This is a genomic window from Mesorhizobium sp. CNPSo 4688 (assembly GCF_057784295.1).
The window spans coordinates 323,684-347,135 of the sequence record NZ_JBWLUY010000008.1 but is presented as its reverse complement, the minus strand read 5'-3'; the positions used below and the strand labels follow the sequence as shown (position 1 = coordinate 347,135).

Here is a 23,452-nt window from a genome sequence, read left to right as displayed (position 1 = left end):
TGTGTGGTTTCAGCCAAGCGCCTTGGCGATGGCGTGCACCGCGTTCAGCGTCGCCACCGAATAGGCAACATTGCTGAAATCCGGATAGGTCGAAAGCTTGACCACGACCATGCTGGTGTCCCAGTCGATATGGATCATTTGCCCGAACACGCCCCGGCACATCAGCGCACGCGAGCGCGGATTCTCGATCCAGAACTGGTTGCGGTAGCTGCCTTCCGGCAGGCTCGGATTGAAGTCCGGCCCATGCCTGCCATTGCGCGTCGCCTTGATCCAGTCGGCCGGCACGATGCCGCGGCCATTGTCGAGGATCAGCTGGCCGAAGCGGGCGTAGTCGCGCAGCGTCGCGTTGAAACCGCCATCGGCCAGCGCATAGCCGGCGCTGTCGACGGTGAAGCAGGCGCTCTCGTCGGCGCCAAGCTTTTGCCAGAGTTCCTCCGAGACCAGCTGCGCCAGCCGCTTTCCGGTCACCCGTTCCATGATGAAGGCCAGCACATCGGTTTCGATCGAGCGGTACTCGAACGCGGCGCCGTGCGGCCGCACCTTGTCCTTCAACCGCAGGATCAGTTCGAACAGATGCGACGGCCATTGGAAGGCCGGATCGCTGCCCGGCGGCACCGGCTTCCAGCCGGTGGCGACATCGACCTGGCCGATGTCGGAATAGCGGTCGGTGTATTCCTCGGAAAAGCGCACGCCGGTGGTCATGTCGAGCACATGCTGCACGCTGGCGCCGGCCCAGCCGGTCTCGCCGAGTTCCGGCAGATAGGCGGTCACCGGTTTGGCAGGATCGATCAGGCCGCGCCCGACCAGAATGCCGAACACAGTGCCGGTGACCGACTTCGCCATCGACTGCGACAGGTGCAGCGTGCGCTCGTCCATGCCGTTGAAGTAGCGCTCATAGGCAATCTTGCCGTTCTTCAGCACCAGGAAGCCGTCCGCATAGGTCTCGTCGAGCAGGCCGGCGAGCGTTGTCGGGCGACCCGCACTGTCCTCCACCGGCAGCGCATCGAGATCGATCTCTGCCCGTTCGAGACGATGGCGATGGCCATTGCCGCGCCAGACCTCGATGGTCGGCAGGAATTCGCGGATATGCTGGAACGCCCAGCGGTTCCATGGCGGCCGGTCCCAGTCGAGCTTTGGCGGCACCATTTGCGGCGGCGACCCTTGCATGATCGGCGGCCGTGGATCGCTGTTGCGATAGGAGTCCATGAAAGCCATTCCGGAAAAGAAGAGACCCGGCGACAAAGACCGCCGGGTCTCTCAAGAAGCGGTTACTTCTGCAGTTCGGTCCAGATCTTGGTGTAGATGTCCTGGATCTCCGGCGCGCACATCTTCTGGAATTCGCCCTGTGCCTTCGCAGCCTCCGGAATGACAACCTCCGGCGCGTCCTTCATGTCGGCCGGCATGTACTTGTCCGAGCCCGTGATGGCATTGGCGTAGCGGTGGAAGGCCGAGAGGCCGGCCGCGTTTTCCGGATCCATGATGAAGTTCTGGAACAGCTTGGCGTTCTCGACGTTCTTGGCTTCCTTCAGAACGACGACGTTGTCGCTCCACAGGCCGTAGCCTTCCTTCGGATAATTGTAGTGGATGGCCGGATTGGCCAGCCGCTGGCGCAGCGCCGAACCGTTCCAGTCGCTGGTCGCCTTGAAGTCGCCGGCGCCCATCTTCTCGATGGTGTTGTACTCCATGGCGATCCAGTTCGGCTTGGCTGCGACAAGCGTATCGCGCACCTTCTTCAGCACCGTCTTGTCATCGGTGCATTGCTGGCCGCCGACATATTTGATCGCCGCGAAGATAACGTCATTCATCTCGGGAACGACATTGGTCTTGCCCTTCAGCTCATCCGGCGTGTTGAAGATGATGCCCCACGAGTCGGCTGGTCCCTTGTAGGCATCGGTGTTGACGACGACACCGACAGTGCCCAGCGCCCACGGCACGGAATATTTGCGGCCGGGGTCGAAGTCGGGATTGGCCCATTCCGGCGCGACGTTCTTGAAGTTTTCCATCTTGCCCGGGTCGGTTTCCTGGACGAGGCCTTCCTTGATCCAGATCGGCACGTAGGTCTGCGACGGCACGGCAATGTCGAAGCCGGTGCCGCCCTGGCGCACTTTGGCGAGCGCCGTATCGTTGGAATCGTAGTCGGTGATGGTCACCTTGATGTTGTATTTGGCTTCGAACTTCTTGATCACGTCGGGGCTGGTGTAGTTGCCCCAATTGTAGATGTTCAGCTCGCCATCGGCGCGGGCCAGGCTCGTCGTTGCGAGCAGCGCCAACCCCATGGCGGCCGTCGTTGTCTTCCAGTTCATGGTTTTAACTCCCATTATTGTCGGTTCAGTCTCGTTTCCTGCTGACGAAGAAAAACAACGTGACGATCGCGACCGAAAGCAGCAGGAAGGCGGTCGATATCGCGTTGATCTCAGGCGTGATGCCGCGGCGGATCTGGCCGAGCATGTAGGTGGGCAGCGTGTCCTGCCCGCCGGATTTGACGAACTCGGTGATGACGACGTCATCGAGCGAGATGACGAAGGCCAGCATCAGTCCGGCCAGGATGCCGGGCCACAAAAGCGGCAGCGTGATGCGGCGGAAAGTCTTCCACGGCGTCGCGTAGAGATCGGCTGCGGCGCGCTCCAGCGTCAGATCCATGTTCTCCAGCCGCGCCCGGATCGGCAAATAGGCGAACGGAATGCAGAAAGCCGTATGCGCGGCGATCAGATAGCCGAGGCCGGAATAGCCGGTGAAGATTTTTATGCGCGAGAAGAAGATCAGCAGCGCCACGCCGGTGACGATCTCGGGCACCATCAGCGGCTGGTTGATCGCCGCATATTTGAAGGTAAGGCCCGGATAGGGCGCCGTGCGCGTGGTGGCGAGCGCGGCCATGGTGGCAAAGATGGTCGACAGCACCGCCGCGGTGGCGCCGATCTGGAACGAGCGCAGCGTTGCGTCGATGACTTGCACGTTCTGCCACGCCGACTGGAACCAGCGCATCGAAAAGCCGCCCCATTCGGACGTCGAGTTCGCCGCATTGAAGGCATAGGCGACCAGCACGATGATCGGCAGATAGAGCACGATGAAACAGGTCGCGGCGATCGCCGTGAAGCCGGTCTGGTGCTTGATGGAAAAGTTGCTAGCCATGTCGAACCCCCGACTTGCCGGCGTTGCGCACATAGGCAAGCAGCGCCACCATGACGATGATCATCACCGTGATCGACAGCGCCGAGCCGAGCGGCCAGTTGCGGCCCTGCCCGAACTGCAATTCGATCAGATTGGACAGCATCATGTTCTTGCCGCCGCCAAGCACGCTCGGCGTCACATAGGCGCCGAGCGCCGGAATGAAGACCAGGATGGAGCCGGCGATGACGCCGGGCTTGACCAGCGGAAAGATGATCTTCCGCAGCACCTTGAAGCGTGTCGCGTAGAGATCGTAGCCTGCCTCGACCAGCCGGAAATCGAGCTTCTCCATGCTGGCATAGATCGGCAGCACCATCAGCGGCAGATAGACATAGGCCATGCCGATCAGGATCGCCGTGTCGGTGTAGAGGATCTGCACCGGCGCCGAGACGATGCCGAGCTTGATGAGGATGGTGTTGATGATGCCTTCGTTGCGGATGATCTGGAGCACGGCGAAGGTGCGGATCAGCAGGTTGGTCCAGAACGGAATGGTGATCAGGAACAGCCAGAGATCCCTGGTCTTCTCGCTGCGCGTCGCCATGAAATAGGCGGTAGGAAACCCGAGCGCCAACGTGGCGATCGTCGTTACCACCGCAAGCTTGATCGAGCGCCAGAAAATGGTGACATGCGCCGCCGCAAGCGAAAGCGTATCGTCGAAAATGTCGCGTTCCATGAACACCGACAACCAGGCATCGGGCGAAAACTGCCACTTGACGTCGCCATAGGGGCCGGGCGTCAGGAACGAGTAGATCAGCACGATCAGCAAGGGGCCGGTCGCGGCGAGGAAAATCACCAGCAAAGCTGGCGCTGACAGCAGCCAGCGGTCGCGCACGTCACGCCGCTCCGCTGCCTTGGCGACTTCTTCCGCGGTCGCCATGATCAGTCCTTCAGCACTTGCGCGGCGTCGTTGCCGATCATGATGCCGACCTGGCCACCCTGCACGATGCCGTCACCGGCGCCGCGGCTGTTCTGGCGGCGTACGATGAACGGTTCGCCACCGGCAAGGCGCAGATGGAAGTGCGTGTCGGTGCCGAGATAGACGATGTTCTCGACGGTGCCCGACAGCGACGCGCCGGGGCTGGCCGCACCCAGCTGCGCATGTTCGGGACGCACCACAATGGTGACCTTGCCGCTGGGGCTGAAACCGTCCGGCAGCGAGGCCGGGATTTCCGTGCCAGAGGACAACTTCACCGTCGCCCGGCCACTGGTAACGCCGACTACATCGGCCTTGAGGAAGTTGGACTCGCCGATGAAGTCGGCGACGAAGCGCTCGGCCGGCCGGTCGTAGATATCGCGCGGCGAGCCGACCTGCAGGATCTTGCCCGACGACATCACCGCGATGCGGTCCGACATGGTCAGCGCTTCTTCCTGGTCATGGGTGACGAAGATGAAGGTGATGCCGGTCTCGTGCTGCAGCCGCTTCAACTCGATCTGCATCTCCTTGCGCAGCTTGTAGTCGAGCGCCGAGAGCGGTTCGTCGAGCAACAGCACCTTGGGCTGCGGCGCCAGCGCACGGGCCAGTGCCACGCGCTGCTGCTGGCCACCGGAGATCTGGCTGGTGCGCCGGCCTGCCAGCGCCTCCATCTTGACCAGTTTCAGCATCTCGGCGACGCGCGCCTTGATCTCGGCCTTCGGCTTGCCCAGCATTTCGAGGCCGAAGCCGATATTGTCGGCGACGGTCATGTGCGGGAACAGCGCGTAGGACTGGAAGACGGTGTTGACCGGCCGCTTGAATGGCGGCAGCGGCGCAATGTCCTGGCCGTAAAGCAGGATTTCGCCGGCGGTTGGAAAGTCGAAGCCGGCAATCAGCCGCAGCAACGTGGTCTTGCCGCAACCGGATGGGCCCAGCAGGGTGAAGAACTCGTTCTCGCGGATGGATACCGAGACCGTGTCGAGGGCCGCGACCTGCCCTTCCCCTGATCCGAAAATTTTACTGACGTTTACGACTTCAATTGCATTCCGATCCGGTTTTTCCGGCACGATACGCCTCACTGTTGACCCCGCTCTTGTCGGCGGAGTTTTTCCCCTGTTCGATGTGACCACACGGCCGGTAGGTTGGCAAGTCCGGCATTGAATCACAGTTCAGTCCGTCGATTCGTCTTGCAAGCCGCAGGCTTTGCAAGCCGCATGCCATTGTCAGGCCTGGTAGGTGACCTTGCCACCGCAGACCGTCGTCACCGGGCGAACCTTGTGCAATTCGGCCGGCGCCGTCTTCTCGATATCCGCCGACAAAACCACCAGATCCGCCATGTAGCCGGGCTTCAGAACGCCTTTGCGCTGCTCGGCGAATTCGGCGTAAGCGCCCTCGACCGTGTAGGCGGCGACCGCTTCCTGCAGCGAGAAACCCTGGTCGGGATCGCCGTCTGCCCATGGTTTGCGCAGCAATGCCGCCTGGATGCTCAGGATCGGGTCGATCGCCGCCACCGGCCAGTCGGAAGCGAACACGACATGGGCGCCAGCTTCCTTCAAGGTGCGCCAGGCATAGCTCAGCGGCCAGCGGTCCCGCCCGATGCGCGATACGGTCGGCTCAAGCGGAAAATCCATGGCTCCGGGCGGATGCGACGGCTGCATGGACGCGATGACGCCGAGTTCGGCGAAACGCGGCACATCGGCGGCGGTGGTGACCTCGATATGCTCGACCCTGTGCCGGCTGTCGCGCTTACCATTGGCCTTTTGCGCCGCCTGGTAGCCGTCGAGCACCGCACGTACCGCACCGTCGCCGATCGAGTGCACGGCGATTTGCAGCCCGCGTTTGTCAATTGCGGTGGCGAGATCGATGAATTGCTGCGGCGTAAACAGCGGCTCGCCGACCCAGTCGGGCCGGTCGGCATAGGGCTCGACCATGACCGCCGTCCAGGAATCGAGCACGCCATCATAGAACACCTTGACCATGCCCGATGACAGCCATTCGCTGTCGTAGCGCTCGGCCATGACGGAGGCCTTCTCCAGCATGTCGAGCGTCATGAAATTCTTGTAGTGGAACGGGATCTTGACGCGGCAGGGCAAGCCCTCCTCGGCACCGATCTCGGCCAGCAATTCGAGCTGGTAGAGATTGCCGTCCATGTTCTGGATCGAGGTGATGCCGTGGCGCGCGCACCAGGCAAGGCCGCGCCGCATGATGTCACGGTCGGCGGCCCGTTCCGCGGCCGACGGCATCGGGTCGGGCTCGCCGCCGGTCGACAGCCCCAGCCGCACCCGGCTTTCGCCGGCAAGATCGAGCACCGGACCGAACGCCTCGCCCTCGCGCAATTCACCGGCAGCCAAGCCATCGTCGCCCATGACGATCTCGTTGCCCGGACCAAGCATGCGGCCCTGCAGAATGCCGGCCATCTCCAGCGCTTTGGTGTTTGCCCACATCGTGTGGTGATCGGGCGCCGCCATGCAGAAGGGACGGTCCGGCAAGATGGCGTCGAGATGGTGGCGCGTCACCCGCTCGTCGCCGAGCACGGTGTAGTCGACGCCCTGCCCGACCAGCATGTTCGCCTCGGGCCGTGTCGACGCATAGTCGCGGATCGCCTTTTGCAGCGCCTCGAAGCCGTGGATACCGCCAAGCTGAAGATGCGCGAGCTCGGCCCCGCCTGAGAACAGATGCATGTGGGCTTCAATAAAACCGGGCAGGACCGAGCCGCCCTTGGCGTCGATAACCTTGGTGGCCGATCCCTTGAGCTCTTCGATGGCGGCGCGGCTGCCAATGGCGATGATGGCGCCGTCCCTAACGGCAATGGCCTCGGCGGCGGGATTGTCATCGTCCATGGTCTGCACGCGACCATTGATGACGATCAGATCAGCACCCGCACCCGTGACAGACATCGCGACTCCGCGCTTTTGACGACTGACTGAGACCGACAACCCTCTTGTCCGACAAGCCTCCACTCCGCTGGAGCGGCGCTATCGGACGAAAACTGATGCCAGTGCGCTGTTTTGAAATTCCCCTTGTGATCTCCGAAAACAGCGTGGATAAAAGAATGCGACTAATTATTCGCGTTTGTCAACGTGCCGAATTTCGAATGTATTGTGGACAACATCCGGCGCTTGGGACGGGCGAACGAGGGCATCGGGACGTGAAGCGCAATCTCAGCCGTGAAACCAGGATGGCGCTCGAACCGCGCAAGCAGCCGCGGCAGGAACGGTCGAGCAAGGTGGTCGACCGGATTCTCGACGCGGCGCTGACGCTGACGCGCGAGCAAGGAACCAAGACACCGACGACGCTGGCCATTGCGCAGCGCGCGGGCCTGTCGGTCGGTTCGGTCTACCAGTACTTCCCCAACAAGGAAGCCATTCTGCTCGATCTCGCCCGGCGCTGGCTGTCATCCTTTCCCGAGGTGATCGCCAGGCGCATCGAGGTGACGCCGCCCACAAACCGCGACGAGTTTCGCCAGGAAGTGCGCAAGCTCTTCATCGATACCTCCAAAATATATCTCGAGAACGCCACCCTGATGCCGGTGATCGAGGCGATATCCGGCAATGCCGACCTCAGGCCGATCCAGGACGAATATGACGAACAGATCATCGCGCTCTACGCCGCATGGCTGCAGCATGTGAACCCGGCCCTTGAAGACAAGATCGCCAGCCGGCTCGGCGTGCTTATGATGGATGTCGGACACGCCTGCCGACTTGTGGGGCTGAAACGCGACCGCAAGACATACGACCTCATCGAGGACGATGTGGAAAGAATGTGGCTCGCTTTGGTGACCCCCTATCTCAACCTTGACTGATTTCGCACTTCGAGAGGAATTTTATGAAGACTGTCTATTCGCCGCTTCACGCCGGCCATGCCGGCCAGATGGAATTGGTCACATCTGCCATCGTGCCGGGCTTCGAAAAGCCGTCGCGGGCCGAGTTCATCAAGGCGCGGGTCGAGAGCGAGAAGCTGGGGCCGATCATCGGACCGGTCGAGCATGATCTCACCGCCGCCAAGCGCATCCACAAAGCCGACTACATCGACTTCCTGCCCACCGTCTGGCCGGAGTGGAAGGCCGCCGGCCTGAGCGGTACGGCCATGCCCTTCACCTGGCCGACGCGCGGCCTGCGCGGCGACGTGCCGCCGAAGCGCGTCGATGCCTTGCTCGGCTACTATTCCTTCGACGCCGGCGCCACCTTCGTCGAAGGCACCTGGACCGCGATCAAATCGTCCTATGATGTGGCGCTGACCGCGGCAGCCTTGGTCAAGGGCGGCGAGCGGTCGGCCTTCGCGCTTTGCCGCCCGCCGGGCCATCACGCCGGCGCCGGCTTCATGGGCGGCTATTGCTACATCAACAACGCGGCCGTTGCCGCCCAGTGGTTCCTCGACCAGGGCGCCACACGCGTTTCGATCCTCGATGTCGACTACCACCACGGCAACGGCACGCAGGAGATCTTCTATGACCGCGCCGACGTGCAGGTTCTCAATCTGCACGGCGATCCGATGGTCGAGTACCCCTTCTTCCTCGGCCATGCCGATGAGCGCGGCGCCGGCGCCGGCGAAGGCTTCAACATCAACTACCCCATGCCTTTCGGCACCGACTGGGAGAGCTGGAACACCTCGCTGGAGGACGCATGCGCGAAACTCGCCGCTTATGCACCCGACATTGTCATCGTCTCGCTTGGTGTCGACACGTTCGAGAAGGACCCGATCAGCCAGTTCAAGCTGAAAAGCCCGGACTATCCGAAGATCGGCCGCCGCATCGCCAAGCTCGACCTGCCGACATTGTTCGTCATGGAAGGCGGTTATGCCGTCGAGGAGATCGGAATCAACGCCGTCGGCGTGCTGACCGGCTTCGAAGACAAGTAGCCCCTATTGGGCGGCTCCGGCCGCCCCACAGTTCCAACTAGGCAGCAACGCCCGGGTTCGGTGCGACCACCGGAACGACCGGCTTTCGCGACCGGCCGATCCTGTAGACTATCACCGCCGCGATCACACCTGCCGCCAGGATCCCGACCGCCAGCACCGGACGGTACCAGAACCAGGCGATGGCGATCGTCGTCGTGCCGACCAGGATCGCCAGGACGAAGGCGATGATGCCGGTGCCCATCCGCGCCATGCTGCCGAGGAAGGGTATGACGTCGAGGATCACCCCGATCGGGCTGAGGAACAGCGCAAAGCCGATGGTCAGCAAAAGCAGGCCGGCGCCGCGCAGCAGCCAGGTGATCAGCGTGTTGGCGCTCACCGCGTCGGCAAACATCTTCTCGGCCGGCACGTTGTCGGTATCGACGATCAGCAGCGCATCGCCCGCTTGCGTCTGGTAGGGTTCGAAACGGCTGCCGGCCTGGCGCGCGACGATGCTGACCACGCCAAGCGGCGCCAGCTCGTAGCCGATGCGATAGTCGCCCAAGGCGGGCGTTGTGTTGTCCGCGCCCAGATAGATCTTGCCGTCGACGATGCTGAGCGGTTTCGTGCCGGTATAGGCAGCCTTTATCGCCGCCGACTGATCGGCAGATAGCGAATAGTCCTTGTCGCCCTCGATGCGATCCAGCACCGGCGTATCCAGATCGAAGGCGACAAGCTTGCCCTGCGGGATCTGGAAACTGCGGCCGTAGATCGCCATTGACGGATTCTGATGGCCGTCCGGCTTCTTGAAGTCCGACGAGTCGATCTGACTGTCGTCCCACACTTTCGAATAACTGTAGGTCGTCACCGTCTCTTCGCCGCCGCCGAGCTTCTTCGTCGTCTCCGACTTGGACTCTTCCTTCCACTGATACATCTCGACGCTGCGCGACAGCCGCAGCCCTTGCGCCGCAATGCCGAAATCCGGATCCGCCAGGCCGCTGTCCGCTGTCACTGGGCCGCTGACATGGACCAGCTTGCCTTCATTGGCAGCATCGACGCTGTCGGCGCCGACCGAGACCACCGCGCCCGACCCTTCGGCCAGCGAGCGCGCCGTTTGCACGGCGCGGCCCTCGTTCCAGAACAGCCCGATCACCATCAGCACGATCAGGATGAGGCCGAAGATGACCCCGCCGACCGCACGCTTGATCCGCCCGAACCACGAGACGGATGTGACTTCCCTAAATGAATCGCTCATCGTTTCCCCCGAAACAAAGTTACCCCAAGATTTCAACGCGGCCGGCGGCCGCGCGTTTAACCCATCAATCGGCGTGGATCTGCGCGCCGCAATCCCTGTCGCCGGCGCAGGAGTGCACCGCCCGTGTCGTGCCGCCATCGCCGACCCGCCACGGAGAAGCCGACAGTGACGCCTGCCGCTTGTTGCCGAGAAGATCAAGCGCCCGCATCGCCGTCTGCTCTTCCGTCTCCTCACGCTTGACAACCTGCACATCTCTAAGGCCGATCGCGGCAAGCTGCGGCATCACCACATCAGGATCGCCCGCCACCACGATCGACCCGACGCCATAGCGCAGGTTCATCACCACCTTCGGCGCACGATGGTCCGGCACCAGCACCACCTGCAGCCCCGTTGTCGAGCGCATAGGTGACGATCGGCTCGGCCTTGGCTGGCGCTGCCGCATCGGCAAAAACCGCAAGCACCACCGTGAACGCCAGGAAAACCTGCTTCATGATTACCCCCGATGCTGATGGCCGCGAAGCAAGCGCCGCCAAATCCGCCGTCTACGACCAAAGGGATGCCCAGCCCAGTCAGCCGCCGAGAAACCTATCGGAATCGATCCGCTCTCGATACGGCAGTGTCGCAACACCCTCAGGCTTTTTCGTGTCGGCGTTTCGGTTCGCTTGAGGCGGAAAAGCGCCTCGGAGTCCGCCTCTGAGTCGCCTGAGTCCAAAAAAAACGTTTTTGTCAAATCGCGTTTGATGTCGGATTCATCTGCGGGTAGATTAGACCCGAATCAGCCGGTCCTTGGGGGGCGCGGCGACCACCCAAAGTCTCAAGTTCCGGCCTCTGACCGGCACCAGACGCGGACGGCTTCGCGTTCCCTGATGGATTCGGCGATCGGCGCGACCGCCGCGCCCGCGTGAGTGCTTCGTAAACGTGATGCGTCTTCAAGTTCGGCCGCTGGTGACCCCAGCATCCGGGCTCAAGAAAAGATTCCGGCCATGACATACAACCAAAGCATCCAATGAGCAGCTCCGCCGCGCTTCTCCAATCCGATAGTCTAGGCTCGCGCCTCGCGTCCCGCGGCGATCTCACCTCCTTTTTCATGCAGCTTGCCGCCGAGATCGGCGCCGACAGCTATATGCTCGTCGCCATCGTCCACGACCAGGACCGCAACGACGCCCGCATCGTCTCCTCAAACTGGATTTTCGACGCCATCGAACTGATCGGCAAGCGGCTGATCGCCGGCCTCGCTCAGGGGCCGCTGACCGTAGCACCGGGCATCCGCCCGAAGCCGTTGGTGGCCGCCGAAGCGCCCAATGCCGGCGGGCTGCTCACCGGCGAAGAGGCGCGCCTGCTCGACGTGCTTGGCCATGCCGAAGTCTATTCGCTGCGGCTCAATGTCGGCCGCCAGCGGCTGTTTGCCTTGTTCTCGGCGGCCGAGGCCGGCAAGATCGACCAGCCGGCACTGATGAAAGCGCAGCTGAAGTGCTGCTATGCGCTGTCCACCATTCCGCAACTGGTCGCCGCCGCCGCCATGCAGGACCCGCTGTCCGACCGCGAGCGCGAATGCCTGTTCTGGGTGTCGGAAGGGAAGACCACCGACGAGGTCGCGGTGATCCTCGGGGTCTCCTCGAACACCGTCAACAGCTACATCACTCACGCCATCCAGAAATTCGCGGCCTCGAACCGCGCGATGGCCATCGCCACGGCGATCAGGAGCGGCATCATTTGAAACACGCTGATATCAAGGCGGCTGCCGAAGCCCTTTTCAACGAGCAGCGCAACCCGTTCGGCGCCTTCTCCATCGGTTCCGAAACGCATCATGCCGTCACCATCCCGGATGCGGTGCGCCGCTGCCGCTGGATCGCCGTCGACATCAACGCGTCGGCCTTCGGCCTCTATTTCGTCAGCCCTTCGCCGGAGCGGGCGCGCCTGGTGCCGAGTTTCGATTCCGACTATCCGGCCACCGCTGTCGCGACCAAGTTCATCGCCGGCGCCAATGGCGAGGAGATGGTGCGCCACAGCGGCACTTCCACGGCACCGCGCTGGTGGGCCGATGACGGCATCGCCGGCTCGGACGCCGTGTTCCTGAATCTCGCCTGGGCAGAGCGCGCAGCCCCCCTGGCGCCGGGCACCAACGGCATTGCCTTTCCCGTCCATGCCGATCGCGGCCATTGCGGGCTGGTGGTGTTCCTCGGCTCGACGATCGCTCTGCCGGAGGACACGCTCTACGAAATCCACGCCCGCTGCTTTTCGCTGTTCGCCGCCGTTGCCCGCATTCGTCCCAACGATGCCAGCCGGATGCGGTCGATCTCCAAGCGCGAGCTGGAATGCCTCAAGCTGACCGCCAACGGCAACACCAGCGAAGAGATCGCCAGGCTATTGAAGCTGTCGGTGCACACCGCCAACCAGTATCTCACCCAGTCGACGCAGAAGCTCAATGCGGTCAACCGCAACCAGGCGGTGGCCAAGGCATTGCGGCTGGGACTGATCGAGTGATCAAGGCCTGCCTTCAGGCTGGCGTGCTCAGACGATTGGGATAACGGACAAAATCAGCGATAGGCGAGCGGCTCGGTCCGGCGGATGCGCGCCTCTTCGATCACCGTTTCCAGCAAGGCGGTGTTGTGCTCGGGGTCTTCACCGGGCTTCTCGAACGACACATAGTTGACGGCGACCGAAGACCTCTCCTCGCTCAGCGTCAGCTGGAAATAGACGGTCACACCCGGCGGCCTGAGCTCGAGATCAAGCACGATGCGCGGGCTGCCGCTCCAGTCGACATGCGCTTCGCCGCCGTGGCCGAGCCGCAGCGTGCCGGGCAGGAAATAAAGTTCCACCGCCGAATCCACGAGATCCGACAGGCAAGCGAAATGCTCCAGCCGGATGAAGGCGATGTAGTCGGCGACATCGATCAGGCGCAACTCGTCCACCACCTGCTCGATAGCCTTGGCGACGATGAGTTCGCGGGATTTCGCGTGCGGTTGGCGGTTCATGAAATTTGTCTCCGCTCAGCCTTTTTCGAGTAGACGATCCGCACCAGTTCGGCGACGGCCTGGTAGAATTGCGACGGGATCACGCTATCAACCGAAACTTGCTTGTACATGGAGCGGGCGAGCGCCACGTCCTCGAAGATCGGGATATTGTGCTCCTTGGCGATCTCGCGAATCTTGAGCGCCACCAGGTCCTGGCCCTTGGCCAGCACCAGCGGTGCTGAATCCTCGTCGCGGACATATTTGAGCGCGATGGAGAAGTGCGTCGGATTGGCGATGATCAGCGTCGCGCGCGGCACCGCCGTCATCATCCGCTTGCGCGCCCGGTCGCGCGCCAGCGAGCGCAGCCGCGACTTGATGATCGGGTCGCCCTCGGACTGCTTGAACTCGTCCTTGACCTCCTGCTTGGTCATGCGCAGATCCTGCTTCCAGTGGAAGCGCGACCAAACGACGTCGACGGCTGCAATCAGCCCCATGACGAAGACGATCGCCACCAAGATGTCGACGGTGATGCTTTTGATGACGAGGCCGAAAGCGACGGGGTTGGTGATCATGCCGGCCAGGAGCTGGCGGTAGTCCTGCGATAGCGTGAAGTAGAGCACGATGCTGGCGAAGCCGAGCTTGCCCAGCGATTTCAAAAATTCGACCCAGCCCTGAATACCGAACGTCCTGGTCCAGCCCTTGGCTATCGAGATGCGCGACAGTTGCGGCCGGATCCGCTCGCCGACGAATTGCGGCATGTTCTGCAGCACCGAGGCGCCGATGCCGGCCACCACCAGCAGCACCAGCAGGCTGACAACGGCACGGCCGATCTCCATCATCACGGTCTTGTAGAGCGCGATGACGTCGGTCTCGGTGTCCATCGGCCACGCCTCTGGCTTTTCCAGGAACATGGACAGGAACATGCCGAGATCAACGACGGCGTCCTTGACGTAGAAGACGGTGAACACCAATATGGCGATGAAGGACGCCAGCAGTGCGGCTTCCCGCGAATGCGGCAGCTTGCCCTGTTCGATGGTGTCGCGGATCTTCTTTTCCGTCGCGTCTTCGGTTTTGGAGTCTTTGTCCGCCGCTTCAGCCATTTGGTGTCAGCCGCCTTGAGCAATTCCAGGAAAAGTGTGAGCGGTTTTCCGTCCGGAATTGCGTGAAAAAAGAGATCGAGCGTTAAGCCGCTTCGCTCTGCTGCGACGAGGGGAGTTCGAAAGCCCCCTCGCGCGAAAGCCGGATTGTCGCCACTGCAATGTTCTTGCGCGCCGCCATGATGTCGACAAGCTGGATGCCTTCCGAGCCCTGTCCGAGCTCGGACTCGATCATGCGCCGCGACCGGGCGCCGATTGCCGACAGCACCGATTCCGTCAATGCGGGCGGCGCACCACGCAGCGCCAGCGTGATCAGTTCGGTCGACAGGCCGTCGAACAGAAGCACCCTCGCCTTCTGCGTCAGCAGCGGCAGATCGTCGAAGGCAAACAGCCTGGAGCGGACGCCGCCGAGGTCCGGCGTGCCGGCCGCTTCCAGATCCTGCATGACCTCTTCCAACTGCGGCTTGTCCATCTCGTTGAGCACGCTGGCGACGCGCGCCTGTCCCGCCGATATGTCCTTGGTCGCGGTCTGCGCCAGCACGCTGGCGCGCAGCTGGTTCTCGATGATCCTGGTGGCCGCGTCGGGAATGGTGGCCATCGTCACCATGCGCTTGATGATCTCGCTGCGCATCGGCTTTTCCATGGTCAGCAGGATGTTGGCGGCGGCCTGCGGCGCAAGCTTCGACAGCACCATGGCGGCGGTCTGCGGATGTTCGGCGGCAAGGAAGGTGCCGAGCCGCGTCGGTTCGAGCTTTTCCAGCTCCGGCCAGATCGGCGGCGGCCCCTCCGGCGCGACCTCGAAGCGCTTGTCGCCCATGATGGCGCTCATCTCTTCGGGCGACAGCGATTCGTTGAGGATGGTGTCCATCCGGTCTGCGGAATCGAGCAGGCCGGCGCCCTCGGTGAATTCGGCCTCGAATTCGGCGACGATGCGTTCGAGATCGCTCTGCGGAATGGTGCGCAACAGACGCGCCCCTTCGATCAGCGCCTTCAGCTCTTCCTGCTTGAAGAACTTCAAAAGCCGGCTGGCCGACGGCTTGCCCATCGCCACCAAGATGGCGGCGGCCTTTTGCGGACGGGTGAGCGTCACCGGCGTCGTCATGGCATATGCTCCGATCGCTGCTGAGGCCGCATGTCGTCTATTCCTTTGAAGCAATTCCAGGAAAAGTGTGTGCGGTTTTCCGTCCGGAATTGCGTAAAAACAAATACTCTATGCGCTCTTGGTAGCGGCGATGATTTCGGTCAGCCTGATGCCGAAGCGCGACGGATCGCTTTCCAGCACGGTGATTTCACCGCGCGCGATCTTGCGGCCGTTGACCACCACATCGACCGGTTCGCCGATGCGCCGGTTCAGCGCCACCGTCGAGCCCTTCTGCAGCGCCATCAGGTCCGATACCGGCATCTCGGTGCTGCCGAGGATGATCTGGACGTCGACCGGGATGCTCATGATGATGTTCGAATTGCTGCCGGACATGGCGGCCCGCAAGGCGGCGTCGGGGCGCTTTTCCTCCTCCTGGAGGACGCCGCGCAATTCCTCGATGGCGCGGTCGAGCTGTTCGTCCGGCTGGTCGATATCGGCTTCCACCTTGGTCTTGGCCATACGTCGTCTCCAAATGCTTGGGTTTGCCCGGTGTCAGCCCGGCATAAGCCCATCGATAAAATCCTGACCGGCATCATAAGGATGCCTGATCCGGACGGTGTAATTCTGCCCGAGTTTGCCGAACTCGCACACAAACAGCGTCTTGTCGCGCGCGCTCAGCTTTGCGTGCGACTGTGCCGCCTCCTCGAATTCGATGACCTGGCCCGGCTCGAAGCCGGCGAGGTCGCCGAGCGTCAGGCGAGCGAGCGGCATGGTCGCTTCGAGTGTCACCGTCGAGCGCATCACCTCTTCCGAAAAGCGTGCCCGCCAGTCGGAGGTCGTGCCTTCGCTGTCGTGGACATCGGCTATACCGCGGGTCGCCAGCAGGATGCGCTGCGGGATCATCACCGTGACCGTGCCGCTGTCAGTTGGCGTCGAGATGCCGAAGACGATGCGCACCGCAGCGCCATCGCGCAGCACGCGGCGCTTGGCTTCGCTGCCCGAAAGCGCCCGCGGCACCGGCAGTCGCAGTTCGAGCGAGCGGCGGCCCGATCCGTTCAGCGCCTGCGCAACCTCCTGGAACACCGTGGTCGCCACATCGGTTTCGATCTGCGACAGAGCGCGCTCGATCGGCGAAACCGGCTGATCCGGATCTCCGCCAAACAGCGCGCAGACCATCACCGCGATGGCCGGCGCATCAGCCACCAGGGTCATCGCATCCGAGGATGTCGGCGATGCTATGATGGTCATGGCAAAGGCATCGCCAGCATGCGTGCGGGCATCAGGAACACGGCTGATCTCGACCGCGCGCAGGTCGACGGTCACCGGAGCGCCGAGCTCGCCGGCCAGGCTCTTCTGCAACAGTGGCAGCGCGCGCTCGCCCATCGAGCGCCCGGTGCCGATGACATGAGCGGCTTCGCCGCTGTCACCGACCAGACGCTCGATGATCAGCGAGCGGGCTTGCGAGGGGCTGCCAGGACTTGTCATGACGGCGTGCGGTCCTGTCTGTCGTCATGCATGGCTCAGGCCGCTTTCTTCTCGGCGGAGGCTGTGTTCATCGTGCTCTGCTCGACGGCGTCGATCGTCGGCCGCTCATAGGACGAGATGGTCTTGCGGCCGAACTCGATCGCCACCTGCGGCAAGGCACCGTTCATGTAGGCGAGCAGCGTCTGCTTGACGATGATGTAGAGGCGGTTCTTCTTCTCGCGCACCGTCTTGATCTTGGTGGCGACCGGCCCGACCACGGCATAGGACAGGAAGATGCCGAGAAAGGTCCCGACAAGGGCGGCGCCGATCAGGCCGCCGAGGATTTCCGGCGACTGGTCGAGCGCGCCCATCGCCTTGACCACGCCGAGCACGGCGGCGACGATGCCGAGCGCCGGCAGACCGTCACCCACCGCCACCAGCGCGTGATAGGCCTTCATCTTGTCGGACTTGATGGTCTGGATTTCCTCATCCATCAGTGCCTCGATTTCATGCGAGCGCGCATTGCCGATGATGATGATGCGGCAATAGTCGCAGATGAAATGTGTCAGATCGTGATTCTTGAGCACGGTCGGGAACGCCTGGAAGATCGCCGATTCCTCGGGGTTGTCGATATGCGCCTCGACCTCGCTGCGGGACTTCGAGCGCAGTTCGCGCATCAGGCTGTGCAGGACGCCCAGCGTCTCCAGATAGTCGCGCTCCTTCGGCACCGCCTGCTTGAAGGCTTCGAGAATGCCCTTGCCGGTGTCCTTGACCGTCTTCATGGGGTTGGCGACGAGGAAGGTACCGAGCGCGGCGCCGCAGATGACCACCGCTTCCCAGGGCTGCATCAGCACATGCAGATGGCCGCCCATGGCCATGAAGCCGCCGAGAACACAGCCGAGCGTCACCACAAGTCCGATCAGAATGCCCACGCCAGATCCTTCCACATCACGTCAGGCCTAACCGATAGCTCTCGTGCCTTGTGTGAGGCTTGAATCATGCAGGGCGAGGCGATTCAGCCTCGCGCAAGCAAGTCCGCATACTCTGAGTCTGAAGCTGCGACCGGAGGCATGTCGTGTTGAGCACTTTTACCAGCTACCAGCTCATCGCCAGGGATATTCCCAAGGCGATCGACCGCATCGAGGCGGACCCGATCAACAAGCGCGACACCGACTACTATCTCGCCAACATCGGCAGCGTGAAATCGATAGACGATTTCGTCAAGAACACCCGGCTGTTCACTTATGCCATGAAGGCCTTTGGCCTCGGCGACATGGCCTACGCCAAGGCCTTCATGGTCAAAGCCCTGAAGGAAGGTGTCTCCGATCCCGACAGCTTCGCCAACAAATTGACCGACAAGCGCTACGCCGAGTTCGTCTCGGCCTTCAATTTCGCAGCCTTGGGTGCGGATGCCACCAGCTACAGTCCCGCTCAGCAGGGCGTGACCAAGAATTACGCAGCGCAGGTGGGGCTCGGCTCGTTCCAGAACGGCTACAGCTACTACAAAGGCGAAACGTCCAATTTCATCAGCAATATCTCCAAGGTCAAATCGATCGACGATCTGATGGGAGACAACCGGTTGCTTACCTACGCCATGGCCGCATTCGGCCTTGACGCCGAGGCCGAGCCACCCGCGACCGTACGGGCCATGCTCGAGGGTGGTGTCACCGATCCGGACAGTCCTGCGAACAAGTCGATCAACAAGGGTTACGCGGCTTTTGTCGCTGCCTTCGATTTCGTCCAGTATGGCGATCAGGCGACATCGCGGGACGCGGTCCAAGTGGCGATTCCCAAGGCGGTGATGGCCGGGACCGGGCTGGTTCTGGTGAAACCGACCGCCCAGTACATCAAGGGCGAAGCGGACTACTACGCGGCAAACATATCCAAGGTGAAGTCGATCGACGATCTCATCAAGGACAAGCGCCTCTTGACCTTCGCCATGGCCGCTTATGGCATCGATGCGTCAACCCAGACGCCGAAGCAGATCCGCACCATGGTCAATGGCGGCGTCACCGATCCGTTCAGCCCGGCCAACCTGCAGACCGACAAAAGCTATGCCAACTTCGTCCGCGCCTTCGATTTCGCCCAGTATGGCGACCAGACAACCACGCGCGACACGGTAACGAAGGACACACCGAAGCTCTACACCGGTCTGTCTACCCTCGGTCTCATCGCGCCGAACGCCGATGCCGTGCAGGCAGAAACCAATTACTACAACGCCAACATCGTCAAGGTGAAATCGATCGACGATCTGATGGCCGACGGCCGGCTCTACAATTATGCGCTGTCGGCAAGCGGAATAGATCCGGCAAGCGTCAGCAAAGACCTGATCCGCCGGGTCCTGGAAGGCGGCGTCCGTGACCCGAACAGCGTCGCCAACAAGGCCACCAACAAGGCCTTTGCCAGGCTCGCCACGTCGTTGAATTTCGAGGCTTACGGAGAGGCAGCGACCACCCGCGTCGCCTCGCAACAGCCGGTGATCGACAAATACATGCGCCAGACGCTGGAAGAGGATGCCGGCAAGACCAATGAAGGCGTGCGGCTGGCGCTCTATTTCGAGCGCAAGGCGCCGACCATCACCAATTGGTACGACGTGTTGGCCGACACCGCGCTCGCCAGCGTCGTGCGCACCGCGATCGGCCTGCCCGATTCCTTCGCCACCGCCGATATCGACAAGCAGGCGCAGGCCTTCGAGGCAAAGCTCGACCTGACCGATTTCACCGACCCGGCCAAGCTCGACAAATTCCTGACCCGCTTCACCAGCCTGTGGGAAATCAATCATCCGACCTCGACGGCATCGACATCGGTCGGTGTGCTGTTTGCCCAACCGACCACCGTCGGCATCTCGACCGATCTGATGATGGCCATGCAGAAACTGAAATTCTGAGAGCACCATGCAGGACAGCCTTTACGTCGCCCTTTCCTCGCAGATCGCGCTCGAGCGCCGTCTCGACACCATCGCCGACAATGTCGCCAACGCCTCGACCATCGGCTTTCGCGCCACCGGCGTGAAGTTCGAGGATGTCGTCTCCGGCAGCGGTCCCAACTCCGTATCCTTCGCCTCCTCCGGCAAGACCTATTTGTCCGGCGCGCACGGCGCGATGACGCAGACCGGCAATCCGTTCGACTTCGCCGTCCAGGGCGATGCCTGGTTCGGCATCGACACTCCGGCCGGCACCGTGATGACGCGCGACGGACGTTTTTCGATGAACGAGAACGGCGAGTTGATGTCGCTCGAAGGCCATCCGGTGCTCGACGCCGGCGGTGCGCCGATCCAGCTCGACCCGCGCGACGGCCCACCCAAGGCGGGCGCCGACGGCTCGCTGCGCCAGGGCGACAAGCTCGTCGGGGCCATCGGCCTGTTCAATTTCGACCCCGGCCCGAATTTCGTGCGCTACGGCAATTCGGGCATCGTCCCCTCACGCGCGCCGGAGCCTGTCACCGACCGCTCCGATCTCGGTGTCGCGCAAGGCTTTGTCGAGGAATCCAACGTCAATCCTGTACTGGAGATGACGCGCCTGATCATGGTCCAGCGCGCCTTCGAGAACACGGCAGCATTGATGCGCCAGACCGACGCCTCGACCGACGACGCCATCAAGACGCTCGGCTCCAAGTCGTAGCGCATGTCGAGCTCGCAATCATCGATACGTGCGCTTGAACGGCAGCCGGAAGCAGAACCGGAAAACCGGCTGGCTGCGCTGGAGCGTATCTGGCGCCGGTTCGATGACACCGAGACACTGCTGCGGCGCGGCGGCCGCGTCTCCGAGGTTTCGCCGACGCACTACAAGGTGCGCGGCCTGTCTGAAGTCGCCAGGCTGGGCGATCTCGTCGAGCAGCGCGGCCAAGCCGGCACGCGCCGCGGCGAGATCGTCAGGATCGGCCGCAACGAGGTCGTCATCGCGCCTTTCGAACGCAGCGCCGATGCCGGCATCGGCGACGCCGTGTTTCGCCGCGGTCCGCTGGTGGTAACGCCGCACGCTTCCTGGCGCGGACGCGCCATCGACGCGCTGACCCGCGCCATCGACGGCGGTCCGCCGCTGATCAGGAACGGCGAGGCGGCAAGCGGCGACGGCACCACGCCCGGCGCCATGGCGCGGCAGCGTGTCGGCACCGCCTTCACCACCGGGGTCAAGGTCATCGACATCTTCACGCCGCTCTGCTTCGGCCAGCGCCTCGGCGTCTTTGCCGGTTCCGGCGTCGGCAAGTCAACGCTGCTCGCCATGCTGGCCGGCGCCGATGCTTTCGATACGGTGGTGGTGGCGCTGATCGGCGAACGCGGCCGCGAGGTGCGCGAATTCCTCGAAGACACGATCGGCGCGCAAAGCATGGCCAAGACGGTCGCCGTCGTCGCCACCAGCGACGAGAGCGCCATGATGCGGCGACGCGCGCCCGACACCGCCATGCGCGTCGCCGAACATTTTCGCGATCAGGGCCACCGCGTGCTCCTGGTGCTGGATTCGATCACCCGCTTTGCCCATGCGCTGCGCGAAGTGGCCACGGGCACTGGCGAACCACCGGTCGCGCGCGGCTACCCCGCTTCCGTTTTCACCGACCTGCCGAAGCTGCTCGAACGCGCTGGACCCGGCGCTGAAGGCCCAGGAATTAAAGGACAGGGCTCCATCACCGCCATCATCTCGGTGCTGGTCGACGGCGACGACCACAACGACCCGGTCGCCGATTCGGTGCGTGGCATTCTCGACGGCCATGTCGTGCTCGACCGCGCGATAGCCGAACAGGGCCGCTATCCGCCGGTCAATCCACTGTCGTCGATCTCACGCCTTGCCGACAAGGCATGGAGCCCCGAACAGCGCATGCTGGTGACGAGGCTTAAGTCGATGATCTCGCGCTTCGAGGACACGCGCGACATCCGTCTGCTCGGTGCCTATCAGGGCGGCGCCGATGCCGAGCTCGACATTGCGGTGCGCCAGGTGCCGCTGATCTATGAGGCGCTGACGCAGTCGCCGAAGGACCGCGCCTCGAGCGACGCATTCTCCGATCTCGCCCGTCATCTGAAAGGCAAGCAAAGTGTCGATGCCGGAGACTGAGCGCCAATACACCGAGCGGCTTTTGCGCGAGATGCTGGCCGAGGCCACCGCCGCCGAGGAAGCCAGGGCTGACGAAGCAAGGGCTGCCAAGGCGAAAGCTGATCGCGCCAAGGCAGCCAAAACCGAGGCCGCATTGGCCAGGGCGGCCAAGCCACCCTTGCCGAGACTGGTCCAGCCTCGCAGCGTGCCCGAACCTGCCTTGCTCGGCTCGCCCCGGGCTGCCTTGCCGAGCGTAGCCAACCTTGCCTTGCCCGGCATGGGCGAGCCATCCACACCTAGCGCGCTCAGGCTTGCCTTGGCCGGTGCACCGAAGGCCGCCTTGCGCGGGGTGTCCAGGCTTGCATGGGGCAGCGCGAAACTCATATCGAGCAGCGCGTCCAACGCGGCGCGCAAAGCGGCCAAGTCCGCCTCGCGCAAAATGGCCAAGCCTGCTCCAACCGGCGAGACCAAGCCCGTATCGATCAGAACAGTCGAACCTGCACTGCGCGATGTCGGTAAGCCTGCCTTCCCCGAGATCGCCAGACCTGCCCCTCCCACTTTCGCCAAGCCCCCACTGCCCAAGGCTCCGCATGCCGAACTCAAGGAGGCGATCGCTGCTAGCCGTGACTCGCTTCTCGACGGGCTCTTTCCCGACGTCGACTGGCCGCAGCCGCCAAGGGCGCAGTTTCCCAAGGTGAAAAAGAACGATGACCGTCGCAGCGATATCGTCTTTGCCGCGCTTGGCATCACGCTCGGCCTGATCTGCGCGCTGTTTCCCTGGTATATCTTCTTCAATCAGGACCAGTTCGGCGTGCAGGCGATCAAGTTCGGCGGCAGCGGCACCAATGCCGGACGTGTCAGCGGCGGCTCGCAGATGGAAAATTCCGGCCAGCCGCTGACCGCAAACGATGTACCCGACGTCGACCTGTTCGCCACCGGCACGCTGCAGGACCCCGACGACAAGACCCAGCCTCCCGGCGTCGACGAACAGCCCTTTCCCGCGGATCCCAAATTCCGCATGGTTCATGTCGCCAATGGCCGCGCCATGATCGAGGACGACGCCGGCCTGTGGATCGTCCAGCGTGGCTCGAAGCTGCCTGACTCCAGCATCGTCTCGTCGATCGAGCAGCGCGGCGGCAAATGGGTGATGGTCACCAGCACTGACCAGGTGATCGAACTCTCCAAGTAATCGCTAGGCACGGCACGGGCGAACCGCCCCGGGTCCGCGCAAGGTCCGCGCAAGACTGGCGGCCTAGTCTGGTGCGTACCAGCCCGGAGATCCCCATGGAGCCCGTCAATCTTTTCGATCTTGCAGCCAAGCAGTCGCAATGGCTGTCCGTGCGTCAGTCCGCCATTGCCGGTAACATCGCCAACGTCAACACACCGGGCTACACCGCCGGCGATGTCGAGCCGTTCGAGAAGGTGCTTGACCGCACCGCGGTGTCGCTGACGGCCACGCAGGCCGGGCATCTCGGCACCGCTGCCACCAATGCCGGCTTCACGGTCAAGCCCGAAGAGACGACCGGCGCCATCATGCCGTCGAAGAACACCGTGGTGGTCGAGAACGAGCTGATGAAGGCCGGCGAGGTCCGCCGCTCCTTCGAGCTCAACACGGCGATCGTCAAGGCCTTCCATTCGATGATGATGATGGCGGTTAAGACCTGAC

The 23,452-nt window shown here is 63.0% G+C and carries 24 protein-coding genes; 10 read left to right on the top strand and 14 right to left on the bottom strand.

What is annotated here, in order from left to right; translation table 11 throughout:
• Positions 1-9: 9 nt before the first annotated feature.
• The 6 genes from AC04SH_RS17740 to AC04SH_RS17715 form a co-directional block, all read right to left on the bottom strand.
• Positions 10-1,206, bottom strand: coding sequence for a serine hydrolase domain-containing protein (locus AC04SH_RS17740; RefSeq protein ID WP_488575990.1), 1,197 nt, complete (start codon positions 1,204-1,206; stop codon positions 10-12).
• A gap of 62 nt (positions 1,207-1,268) precedes the next feature.
• Positions 1,269-2,303 (bottom strand): ABC transporter substrate-binding protein, encoded by a 1,035-nt coding sequence (locus AC04SH_RS17735; RefSeq protein WP_488575989.1) that lies wholly within the window; start codon positions 2,301-2,303, stop codon positions 1,269-1,271.
• A 25-nt stretch (positions 2,304-2,328) separates the two neighbouring features.
• A complete protein-coding gene (locus AC04SH_RS17730; protein WP_477233014.1) occupies positions 2,329-3,129 on the bottom strand; it encodes an ABC transporter permease in 801 nt (266 codons plus the stop codon).
• Complete coding sequence (locus AC04SH_RS17725) at positions 3,122-4,042, bottom strand: ABC transporter permease (protein ID WP_112559356.1); 921 nt, start codon at positions 4,040-4,042, stop codon at positions 3,122-3,124. Before AC04SH_RS17725 ends, AC04SH_RS17730 begins: the two co-directional genes overlap by 8 nt.
• A gap of 2 nt (positions 4,043-4,044) precedes the next feature.
• Entirely contained in the window at positions 4,045-5,145 is a 1,101-nt protein-coding gene (locus AC04SH_RS17720; protein WP_488576044.1) for an ABC transporter ATP-binding protein, read from the bottom strand.
• A 156-nt stretch (positions 5,146-5,301) separates the two neighbouring features.
• Complete coding sequence (locus tag AC04SH_RS17715; protein ID WP_488575988.1) at positions 5,302-6,975, bottom strand: amidohydrolase; 1,674 nt, start codon at positions 6,973-6,975, stop codon at positions 5,302-5,304.
• Positions 6,976-7,226: 251 nt separating this feature from the next.
• Between AC04SH_RS17715 and AC04SH_RS17710 the strand changes: the two genes are divergently transcribed.
• Both AC04SH_RS17710 and AC04SH_RS17705 read left to right on the top strand, forming a co-directional pair.
• Positions 7,227-7,880, top strand: coding sequence for a TetR/AcrR family transcriptional regulator (locus AC04SH_RS17710; RefSeq protein ID WP_488575987.1), 654 nt, complete (start codon positions 7,227-7,229; stop codon positions 7,878-7,880).
• Positions 7,881-7,903: 23 nt separating this feature from the next.
• Positions 7,904-8,935: a histone deacetylase family protein gene (locus AC04SH_RS17705; protein WP_488575986.1), complete on the top strand. Its 1,032-nt coding sequence runs from the start codon at positions 7,904-7,906 to the stop codon at positions 8,933-8,935.
• A 37-nt stretch (positions 8,936-8,972) separates the two neighbouring features.
• Here the strand turns inward: AC04SH_RS17705 and AC04SH_RS17700 are convergent, their stop codons facing one another.
• Complete coding sequence (locus AC04SH_RS17700; RefSeq protein ID WP_488575985.1) at positions 8,973-10,166, bottom strand: TMEM43 family protein; 1,194 nt, start codon at positions 10,164-10,166, stop codon at positions 8,973-8,975.
• A 64-nt stretch (positions 10,167-10,230) separates the two neighbouring features.
• Positions 10,231-10,569 carry a hypothetical protein gene (locus tag AC04SH_RS17695; protein WP_477233021.1) on the bottom strand — a complete coding sequence of 113 codons (339 nt, stop codon included), beginning with the start codon at positions 10,567-10,569 and terminating at the stop codon, positions 10,231-10,233.
• A gap of 2 nt (positions 10,570-10,571) precedes the next feature.
• Here AC04SH_RS17695 and AC04SH_RS17690 point away from each other — a divergent pair, with 2 nt between their 5' ends.
• The 3 genes from AC04SH_RS17690 to AC04SH_RS17680 all read left to right on the top strand — a co-directional run bounded on the left by AC04SH_RS17690 (position 10,572) and on the right by AC04SH_RS17680 (position 12,650).
• The gene (locus tag AC04SH_RS17690; protein WP_488575984.1) at positions 10,572-10,832 is read left to right on the top strand and encodes a hypothetical protein; all 261 of its coding nucleotides are present in this window, start codon (positions 10,572-10,574) and stop codon (positions 10,830-10,832) included.
• Between the two features lie 340 nt (positions 10,833-11,172).
• A complete protein-coding gene (locus tag AC04SH_RS17685; RefSeq protein WP_488575983.1) occupies positions 11,173-11,883 on the top strand; it encodes a helix-turn-helix transcriptional regulator in 711 nt (236 codons plus the stop codon).
• Positions 11,880-12,650 carry a helix-turn-helix transcriptional regulator gene (locus tag AC04SH_RS17680; RefSeq protein ID WP_488575982.1) on the top strand — a complete coding sequence of 257 codons (771 nt, stop codon included), beginning with the start codon at positions 11,880-11,882 and terminating at the stop codon, positions 12,648-12,650. The genes AC04SH_RS17685 and AC04SH_RS17680 overlap by 4 nt, the downstream gene beginning before the upstream one ends.
• A gap of 53 nt (positions 12,651-12,703) precedes the next feature.
• On the opposite strand, the gene AC04SH_RS17675 is transcribed toward AC04SH_RS17680, so the two are convergent.
• The 6 genes from AC04SH_RS17675 to motA all read right to left on the bottom strand — a co-directional run bounded on the left by AC04SH_RS17675 (position 12,704) and on the right by motA (position 17,694).
• Positions 12,704-13,141, bottom strand: a complete 438-nt coding sequence (locus AC04SH_RS17675; RefSeq protein ID WP_112559347.1) for a hypothetical protein — start codon at positions 13,139-13,141, stop codon at positions 12,704-12,706.
• Positions 13,138-14,220, bottom strand: coding sequence for a flagellar biosynthesis protein FlhB (flhB, locus tag AC04SH_RS17670; protein WP_488575981.1), 1,083 nt, complete (start codon positions 14,218-14,220; stop codon positions 13,138-13,140). Before flhB ends, AC04SH_RS17675 begins: the two co-directional genes overlap by 4 nt.
• 82 nt (positions 14,221-14,302) lie before the next feature.
• Positions 14,303-15,319: a flagellar motor switch protein FliG gene (locus AC04SH_RS17665; protein ID WP_488575980.1), complete on the bottom strand. Its 1,017-nt coding sequence runs from the start codon at positions 15,317-15,319 to the stop codon at positions 14,303-14,305.
• A 108-nt stretch (positions 15,320-15,427) separates the two neighbouring features.
• The gene (fliN, locus tag AC04SH_RS17660) at positions 15,428-15,817 is read right to left on the bottom strand and encodes a flagellar motor switch protein FliN (protein WP_488575979.1); all 390 of its coding nucleotides are present in this window, start codon (positions 15,815-15,817) and stop codon (positions 15,428-15,430) included.
• Positions 15,818-15,850: 33 nt separating this feature from the next.
• Positions 15,851-16,783 carry a FliM/FliN family flagellar motor switch protein gene (locus tag AC04SH_RS17655; protein ID WP_488575978.1) on the bottom strand — a complete coding sequence of 311 codons (933 nt, stop codon included), beginning with the start codon at positions 16,781-16,783 and terminating at the stop codon, positions 15,851-15,853.
• A gap of 35 nt (positions 16,784-16,818) precedes the next feature.
• Entirely contained in the window at positions 16,819-17,694 is an 876-nt protein-coding gene (motA, locus tag AC04SH_RS17650) for a flagellar motor stator protein MotA (protein WP_112559342.1), read from the bottom strand.
• A gap of 143 nt (positions 17,695-17,837) precedes the next feature.
• On the opposite strand from motA, the gene AC04SH_RS17645 reads away from it, so the two are divergent.
• From AC04SH_RS17645 to flgB, 5 genes are all read left to right on the top strand, one after another.
• The gene (locus AC04SH_RS17645) at positions 17,838-19,649 is read left to right on the top strand and encodes a DUF1217 domain-containing protein (RefSeq protein WP_488575977.1); all 1,812 of its coding nucleotides are present in this window, start codon (positions 17,838-17,840) and stop codon (positions 19,647-19,649) included.
• A gap of 7 nt (positions 19,650-19,656) precedes the next feature.
• Entirely contained in the window at positions 19,657-20,382 is a 726-nt protein-coding gene (gene flgF, locus AC04SH_RS17640) for a flagellar basal-body rod protein FlgF (RefSeq protein WP_488575976.1), read from the top strand.
• Positions 20,383-20,385: 3 nt separating this feature from the next.
• Positions 20,386-21,807: a flagellar protein export ATPase FliI gene (gene fliI / locus AC04SH_RS17635; RefSeq protein WP_488575975.1), complete on the top strand. Its 1,422-nt coding sequence runs from the start codon at positions 20,386-20,388 to the stop codon at positions 21,805-21,807.
• Complete coding sequence (locus AC04SH_RS17630; RefSeq protein ID WP_488575974.1) at positions 21,794-22,975, top strand: hypothetical protein; 1,182 nt, start codon at positions 21,794-21,796, stop codon at positions 22,973-22,975. Before fliI ends, AC04SH_RS17630 begins: the two co-directional genes overlap by 14 nt.
• Before the next feature lie 95 nt (positions 22,976-23,070).
• Positions 23,071-23,451 carry a flagellar basal body rod protein FlgB gene (gene flgB / locus AC04SH_RS17625; protein WP_112559338.1) on the top strand — a complete coding sequence of 127 codons (381 nt, stop codon included), beginning with the start codon at positions 23,071-23,073 and terminating at the stop codon, positions 23,449-23,451.
• Position 23,452 lies beyond the last annotated feature (1 nt).